8 protein-coding genes are annotated in these 7,583 nt (G+C 64.8%); 3 read left to right on the top strand and 5 right to left on the bottom strand.

Going from position 1 to position 7,583, the window contains the following annotated elements:
- Nucleotides 1-1,233: flavin-containing monooxygenase (locus SE91_RS23600; protein WP_156490043.1), on the bottom strand; the 1,233-nt coding region annotated here is incomplete at its 3' end.
- Nucleotides 1,234-1,423: 190 nt separating this feature from the next.
- On the opposite strand from SE91_RS23600, the gene SE91_RS23595 reads away from it, so the two are divergent.
- Complete coding sequence (locus SE91_RS23595; RefSeq protein WP_060735254.1) at nt 1,424-1,672, top strand: hypothetical protein; 249 nt, start codon at nt 1,424-1,426, stop codon at nt 1,670-1,672.
- A gap of 80 nt (nt 1,673-1,752) precedes the next feature.
- Nucleotides 1,753-3,207: a carboxylesterase/lipase family protein gene (locus SE91_RS23590; protein WP_061849318.1), complete on the top strand. Its 1,455-nt coding sequence runs from the start codon at nt 1,753-1,755 to the stop codon at nt 3,205-3,207.
- Nucleotides 3,208-3,214: 7 nt separating this feature from the next.
- Here the strand turns inward: SE91_RS23590 and SE91_RS23585 are convergent, their stop codons facing one another.
- Nucleotides 3,215-3,394, bottom strand: a complete 180-nt coding sequence (locus tag SE91_RS23585; protein WP_061851274.1) for a hypothetical protein — start codon at nt 3,392-3,394, stop codon at nt 3,215-3,217.
- A 155-nt stretch (nt 3,395-3,549) separates the two neighbouring features.
- Between SE91_RS23585 and SE91_RS23580 the strand changes: the two genes are divergently transcribed.
- Nucleotides 3,550-4,344 (top strand): DODA-type extradiol aromatic ring-opening family dioxygenase, encoded by a 795-nt coding sequence (locus SE91_RS23580; protein WP_061849317.1) that lies wholly within the window; start codon nt 3,550-3,552, stop codon nt 4,342-4,344.
- A 212-nt stretch (nt 4,345-4,556) separates the two neighbouring features.
- Here the strand turns inward: SE91_RS23580 and SE91_RS23575 are convergent, their stop codons facing one another.
- From SE91_RS23575 to glgC, 3 genes are read right to left on the bottom strand one after another with little or no spacing between them, the layout of a single operon-like run.
- Nucleotides 4,557-4,817: a SemiSWEET transporter gene (locus SE91_RS23575; RefSeq protein ID WP_008557016.1), complete on the bottom strand. Its 261-nt coding sequence runs from the start codon at nt 4,815-4,817 to the stop codon at nt 4,557-4,559.
- Between the two features lie 51 nt (nt 4,818-4,868).
- Nucleotides 4,869-6,323, bottom strand: a complete 1,455-nt coding sequence (gene glgA, locus SE91_RS23570) for a glycogen synthase GlgA (protein ID WP_061849316.1) — start codon at nt 6,321-6,323, stop codon at nt 4,869-4,871.
- Entirely contained in the window at nt 6,320-7,582 is a 1,263-nt protein-coding gene (gene glgC, locus SE91_RS23565; RefSeq protein WP_060737592.1) for a glucose-1-phosphate adenylyltransferase, read from the bottom strand. The genes glgA and glgC overlap by 4 nt, the downstream gene beginning before the upstream one ends.
- Between the last annotated feature and the right edge of the window lies 1 nt (nt 7,583).

Raw genomic sequence — 7,583 nt, 5'->3', positions numbered from 1 at the left:
CCGCGCCCCCGCGATCGGGTGCACGGCACGGATCGCGCCGGTCATGGCGTCGAAGCCGGTCGCGAACACGATGACGTCGAGATCGAAGCTGCGGCCGTTCGTGGAGATGCCGCTCGCCGTGATCGCCTTGATCGGCTCCTGGCGCAGATTGACCAGCGTGACGTTCGGCCGGTTGTAGGTCGCGTAGTAATTGGTATCGAGGCAGGGACGTTTTGCGCCGAACGGATGATCGTCCGGCATGAGCGCCGCAGCGGTCTCGGGATCCTTGACGGCCGCGCGGATCTTCTCGCGGATCAGGTCCTGGACGATCTTGTTGCCGTCGACGTCGACGGCCTGGTCGGCCCAGAGCTGCGTCAGGATGTGGACGAGGTCGCCGGCGGCCCAGGCGCGTTCGAACCGCTCGCGACGCTCGACGTCGCTCAATTGCCAGCTCACGACCGTCTGCTGCGGGTAGGGCACGCCGGCCATCGACTGGCGCGCCTGCTCGCGATAGGCCGCGCGGTCGCTTTGCAGCAGGCTCATGCGGTCCGACGGCGCCGGGCCGTTATGCGCGGGCAGCGCGAAATTCGGCGTGCGCTGGAACACGGTCAGATGCGCGGCCTGCTCGGCGATCAGCGGGATCGACTGGACGGCCGAGGAGCCCGTGCCGATCACGGCGACGCGTTTGCCCTTAAGGTTGACGCCGTCATGCGGCCAGCGTCCGGTGAAATAGACCTCCCCCTTGAAATCCTTGACGCCGTCGATCTCCGGCGGCTTCGGTGCCGACAGGCAGCCGGTCGCCATGATGTAGTGACGGCAGGAGACCGGCGCGCCGTTGTCGGTGGTGATGAGCCAGCGCTCGGCGCCCTCGTCCCATCTGGCTTCGGTGACCTTGGTCTGGAAGCGGATGTCGCGCCGGAGGTCATAGCGGTCGGCGACGAAGCCGAGATAGCGCAGGATCTCGGGCTGGGTGGCGTATTTCTCCGACCAGGTCCAGGCGGTCTCGAGTTCGGGATCGAAGGTGTAGCTGTAATCGATGGTTTGGATGTCGCAGCGGGCGCCGGGATAGCGGTTCCAGTACCAGGTGCCGCCGACATCGCCGGCCTCATCCAGGGCAACTGCCTTAAAGCCGGCCTTGCGGAGGCGATGCAGGAGATAGAGGCCGGCAAATCCGGCGCCGACCACGGCGACGTCGACCTCTTGGGCGCTTCCGCGCTCGTTGGCGGCACGTGTGGCAACCATCGCGTCAGGCACGGCATTCCTCCCATATGCTTGTTTTGCCGGCAGGCTATTGCTGCAGGTTCAGCTTGTCATCACAGCAAGTGCAATCCTCGGTGGTCGTTTGCGGCGGCATCATGGCCGAGTGAATCTTTGCGGTGCTACACGCATCGCGATGCACAATGGCCGTGCTTATCCGGGCTAATCATGCCCGATCCGTCTGTGTATGCTTGCGGCTACAAGCCACGCGTATCCCCCGAGCGTCATGCCAGAGCTGAACGAGCGAACCAAAGCGAACATGGACGTCGTCCTGGAGGAGACGTGCCGGCAACTGCCGCATGGCGGCGATCACGACAGCCGCAGGTTCATCGCCGAGCGCCTGATCGAGGCGGCACAGGCGGGACACTCCACGCTCGGCGAACTCGGCATCACCGCGCGCCGGGCGCTGGCGGAGCTACTTGCCAAGGGCGGTTAGAAGGGCGGTTAGGTCGCGCTTGCCTCGCTCACGGCTGCGGACGTAACCTGCCGGAACCGTTGCATCGAGATGCTTCGAAGATGCGCTCCGTGCTCGCGCTTGTTGCGGCTTCCATGGTGCTATGTTGCGCCGGCTTGGCCACGGCCCAGCCGGTCGGACAATTTCCATTCGCGTTGACGCGCGAAGGACAGATGCTCGGCGCCGTCGAAGGCGAGGTGGCCTCCTTCAAAGGACTTGCTTATGCCGCGCCGCCGGTCGGCGCGCTGCGCTGGCGCGCGCCGCAGCCGACGGATGAGAGTTCGGAGATGCACACCGCCTATGATTACGGCGCGCCGTGCCTTCAGCCATCGCTGCCTGCCGCGCGCGAGGATTGCCTCACGCTGAACGTGTTTCGCCCCTTCGGGGTCGACGGTCCGCTGCCGGTGATGGTGTTCATCCATGGCGGCGGCTTCGTGAGCGGCACCGCGAACGATCCGCTGTTCGACGGCGCCCGGCTGGCGCAGGCAGGCCTTATCGTCGTCACCGTGAATTATCGCCTCGGCGTGCTCGGCTGGCTCACGCATCCGGCGCGGCCGGATGACGGCTCCGGCAATTACGGCCTGATGGATCAGATCGCGGCACTGCGTTGGGTGCACGACAACATCGCGGCGTTCGGTGGCGATCCCAACAATGTCACACTGTTCGGCAACGGTGCAGGCGCGACGTCGATCGCACTGCTGATGCTGTGCAGGCAAGCTCGTGGTCTGTTCCAGAAAGCCATTTTGCAATCGCTGCCCGGCCGCGCCGCTCTGCAGCCACGGCGGGAGGCCGAGCTCGTGAGTGCGCAGTTCGTCGCGGAGTTCGTGTCCGAGTCGGATTTGCGGGACGTTCCGCGGGCGAAACTGCTGGCTGCTCAAGATCGCACCCTGGCCAAATTCACGCGTGCCTTTGGCCCGGTCGTGGATGGAAGCCTGGTGCCGGAGGAGATTGTTACGGGATTCACCGCGCGACACGAAAGCCGCATCCCTCTCATCATCGGCTCGAATGACGACGAGACGCGTTTCGGCGGTGAATCAGATGCCCAGGACAGCGGAATAGACGGTCTGCGCGAACTCTATCCCGACCTCTCGAAACCCTCGGAACTGAAGGCCAGGTTCTTTACCGACAATGTCTTCGCCGAGCCGGTCCGATTGCTGGCTCGTCTTCATGCCGCCACCGGCGCGCCGACCTTTCGCTATCGCTTCGGCTATGTGCCCGAGGCGAAGCGGGCAAACGCCGATCCCGGGCATGGACGCGAGTTGCAGTTCATCTTCGGCGTCGAAGGCGTCCCCGGTGCCGGCATCCTGTCGCGGCGCGACCGCGAGGTCGCAAGTCGCATGCGCGGCTATTGGATCAATTTCGCGAGAAGCGGCAATCCCAATGGTCCGGGTCTCCCCCATTGGGACGCAGCCGCAGACCGCGATCGCCTGCTGCTCGTCACGAATGACGGCATCGCGAGCGGAGACGACCCCTTGGCGGAGCGTCTTGATCGGCTGGCAGGTGAGAGCAGGAAATGAGTTGGACTTAAGCCGCGAGCTCGACGCGCGGCGCCGGGCTCAGCCGGCTTTCCTCCAGATAGTCCATCGCGCCATCCTTCTCGACGGCATAGAACTGCATGCCTTCCCGTGACTTGAAGGCGGCGCGCACGACGCCGCGGCGGCCCTTGTCACTGTTGACGACGTCCCCCAGCGCAAACTTCCTCATCTTCGTCCTCGTCATCTGGCCGACTGCTTCGGCCATGTCCGGGGATTTTGGAAGGCAAATCGTTAACGGCTTGCTAACCATACGGCTTGGCCTATGCTCGCCGCCGGTCGCGCGGGCAGCTCGCACGCGCCTGTTGCCGACGAGAACACGAGCCCATGACGCGATTTCCCACCTTGTTCCTGTCGCATGGCGGCGGCCCCTGGCCGTTCATGGAGGATCGACGGGTGCAATATGCGAAGACCGCCGCGGAGTTCGCCCGGCTGCCGCAGCTGTTGCCGGCGAGACCGAAGGCCGTGCTGGTCATCACCGGCCATTGGGAGGCCGACGCCTTCACCGTGTCGACCTCGGCGCAACCGCCGATGGTGTACGACTACTACGGTTTCCCCGAGCATACCTACCATCTCAAATATCCGGCGCCGGGCCAGCCGGAGCTCGCCGCGCAAGTGAAGGCGCTGCTCGCGCGTGCCGGCGTCGATTGCCGGGAGGATCCCAACCAGGGCTTCGACCACGGCACCTTCGTGCCGCTTGGCCTTATGTATCCGAATGCGGACATGCCGATCGTGCTGCTGTCGCTGAAGTCGAGCTATGACGCGGCCGAGCATATTAGGGTCGGGCAGGCGATCGCACGCTTGCGCGACGAAGGAATCCTGATCGTCGGCAGCGGGCTGACCTATCACAACATGCGCGGCTTCAACCGGCCGGAGTCCAAGCCGGTCTCGTATGACTTCGAGGCCTATCTGAACGAGGCCATCGGCAATCCGGATGCGGCGCGCCGCAATGCGATGCTGGTCGATTGGGAGAACGCCCCCAGCGCGCGCCTTGCGCATCCGCGCGAGGATCATCTGTTGCCGCTGATGGTCGCAGCCGGCGCCGCCGGCAGCGACACCGGCAAGCGCGTCTTCGTCGACGAGGTCTCGAACGTAGCGATGGCGTCGTATGTGTTCGGATGATTTCGTCGCTCTGCTTGGGGCAGGCAATCGCATATGGGAGCAATTTCGTCTGCGGCCATCCTTCGAGACGCCCGCCCTTGGCGGGCCCTCAGGATGAGGATCGAGTGTGCGGCACCAGTTTCAACGAGCACCGATGCTGCATAGCCTCATCCTGAGGAGACCGCGAAGCGGTCGTCTCGAAGGACGAGGCGCGGGCTCAGGTCGCACGAAGCTCAGCCGTATTTCAGCTTCATGAACAAAATGCCGCCGGCGAGCACCATGGTGATGGCGTTGGCGGCGACGAGCGGAGCGTCGCCGGACAGCAGGCCGTAGATCAGCCAGAGCGCAAGTCCGAGCACCATGACCAGGAACATGCCGAGCGAGATGTCGCCCGTGGAGCGGGTCTTCCATACCTTAATGGCCTGCGGCGCGTAGGCCACCGTGGTGCAGGTGGCGGCGGCAAAGCCGATCAGCTTGATGACGAAGGGGTCCATGCCGGCTCTATAGCATGGATTCGACGAGGGCCATGCTTCGAGCCGAACGCTCTACGCACGGGCCGCCATGAGATCGCGGTAGAGCGCGGCATAGTCGCCGGCGCGGTTACGCCAGGAGACGTCGGTCGCAAGGCCACTTCGTTGCAGTCGGCGCCAGGTCACCTTGTCGTGGAAGGCGGTGTTGGCCTTGCGCAGGCTGCCGGCGAGAGCGTCGGCTGTGACGGGGCCGAACTTGAAGCCGGTGGCATCGCGGCCGGACGCGTCGGCCTCGCCGATATCGACGATGGTGTCCTCGAGGCCGCCGACGCGCGAGACGATTGGGACCGCGCCATAGCGTAGCGCGCAGAGCTGAGTCAGTCCGCACGGCTCGAAGCGCGACGGCACGATCAGCGCGTCCGACCCGGCCTGGATCAGATGCGCCAAAATCTCGTCGTAGCCGATCACGACGCCGATGCGGCCGGGATTGGCGCGCGCGGCGGCCTGGTAGGCATCCTGGAGATCGCGGTCGCCGCTGCCGAGCAGCGCGAGCTGCATGCCTTCGCGCAAGATGGTCGGAATGGCCTGGAGCAGGAGATCGAGCCCCTTCTGCCATGACAGGCGGCTGATGACGCCGAGCAATGGCGCCTCGTCGGAGGAATCGAGATTGAACTGCTGCTGAAGCACCGCCTTGTTCGCCGCCCGAAACGTCAGATCCTTCACGTCGAAACGGTAGGCAATGTGCGGATCGGTTTGCGGATTCCACACCTCGATATCGATGCCGTTGAGGATGCCGCTGAGCACGCCGGCGCGTCCGCGCAAGAGGCCGCCGAACCCCATGCCGCCTTCGTCGCTCTGGATCTCCCGCGCGTAGGTCGGCGACACCGTGGTGATGCGATCGGCAAATTGCAGGCCGGCCTTCAGGAAGCTGATGCCGCCGAAATATTCGAGCTCGTTGACGTTGAAGGAATGCCAGGGCAGGCCGATCGCGCCGATCAGCTCAGGCGCGAACTTGCCCTGATAGGCCATGTTGTGAATGGTCATCACGGTGCCGGGCCGCGGGCGGTTGTCGTAGTGTAGATAGGCCGGCGCGAGCCCGGCCTGCCAGTCGTGGGCATGGACGATGTCAGGCACGAAGGCCGGAACCAGGCCGCGGCCGATATCGGCGGCGACACGTGACAGCGCGGCGAAGCGCACGCCGTTGTCCGGCCAGTCGAGGCCATCGCTGGTGACGTAGGGGTTGCCGGGACGCGCATAGAGATGCGGCACGTCGAGCACGAACAGGTCGAGGCTGTCATAGGAGCCAGCAAGCAGCCGGCCCGGCCCGCCGAAATAGTCCGGCCAGCGCCGGATCTCCTGCGCGCCTGCGAGCATCCGCGTCACGTCGGGATAGCCCGGCATGAGAGTGCGCATCTCGACACCGTGTGCCTTTAGCGCAACCGGCAGCGCGCCGGCGACATCGGCGAGGCCGCCGGTCTTGATGATGGGATAGACTTCAGAAGCGACCGCGAGGACGCGAACAGGCGTCATTTATTGAGCCCGTCGATCATCGGCTGCGTGATCAGCGAGATGCCCTGCTCGGTGGTGCGGAATCGCTTGGCGTCGAACTCGGGATCTTCGCCGACGACGAGGCCTTCCGGAATCTCGACGCCGCGGTCGATCACGACGTTCTTCAGCCGCGCACCGCGCCCGACGTTCACATAGGGCATGATCACGGCGTTCTCGACATTGGCGTAAGAGTTGATGCGCACGCCGGTGAACAGCAGCGAGCGGCGCAGCGACGCGCCCGAGATGATGCAGCCGCCCGAGACCAGCGAACTGACGGCCTGGCCGCGCCGGCTCTCCTCGTCGTGGACGAATTTGGCCGGCGGCGTGATCTCCGCATAGGACCAGATCGGCCATGCGCGGTCGAACAAATCGAGCTCCGGCACGACGTCGGTGAGGTCGATATTGGCCGACCAATAGGCATCGACGGTGCCGACGTCACGCCAATAGGCGCCGTTGTGGGCGCTGGAGCGCACGCAGGAGGTCGAGAACTGGTGCGCAAAGGCGCGGCCGTTCTTGACGAGGTAGGGAATGATGTCCTTGCCGAAATCGTGATTGGAGTCCGGATCCTCGGCGTCGCGCTTGAGCTGGTCGAACAGGAATTTCGCGTTGAACACGTAGATGCCCATACTGGCGAGCGAGACGTCCGGCTTGCCGGGCATCGGCGGCGGGTCTTTCGGCTTCTCCAGAAACGACTGGATCCAGCCTTTCTCGTCGATATGCATGATGCCGAAGCCGGAAGATTCCGCTCGTGGCATCTCGAGGCAGCCGACCGTGACATCGGCGCCGCTCTCGACATGCTCGCGCAGCATCACCTCATAGTCCATCTTGTAGATGTGATCTCCGGCCAGCACGACGATGAACCGGCAAGCATGAGACTCGATGATGTCGATGTTCTGGTAGACTGCGTCCGCCGTGCCGACATACCACATGTTCTCGGACACGCGCTGGCTGGCGGGGAGAATGTCAAAACTCTCGTTGCGCTCCGGTCGGAAGAAGTTCCACCCCATCTGAAGGTGCCGGATCAGGCTGTGCGCCTTGTACTGGGTCGCGACCGCGATGCGGCGGATGCCGGAGTTCACGGCGTTCGAGAGCGCGAAATCGATGATGCGGGATTTTCCGCCGAAATAGACGGCGGGCTTGGCGCGCCGGTCGGTCAGCTCCAGAAGCCGGCTGCCGCGCCCCCCGGCCAGGACGAACGCCAGCGCCTGACGGGCAAGCGGCTCATTACCGACGGCACTCATG

This window comes from Bradyrhizobium sp. DOA1 (assembly GCF_001593325.1).
Lineage (GTDB): Bacteria > Pseudomonadota > Alphaproteobacteria > Rhizobiales > Xanthobacteraceae > Bradyrhizobium.
The sequence above is the reverse complement of the archived record's forward strand: the minus strand, read 5'-3'. Positions and strand labels throughout refer to the sequence as shown.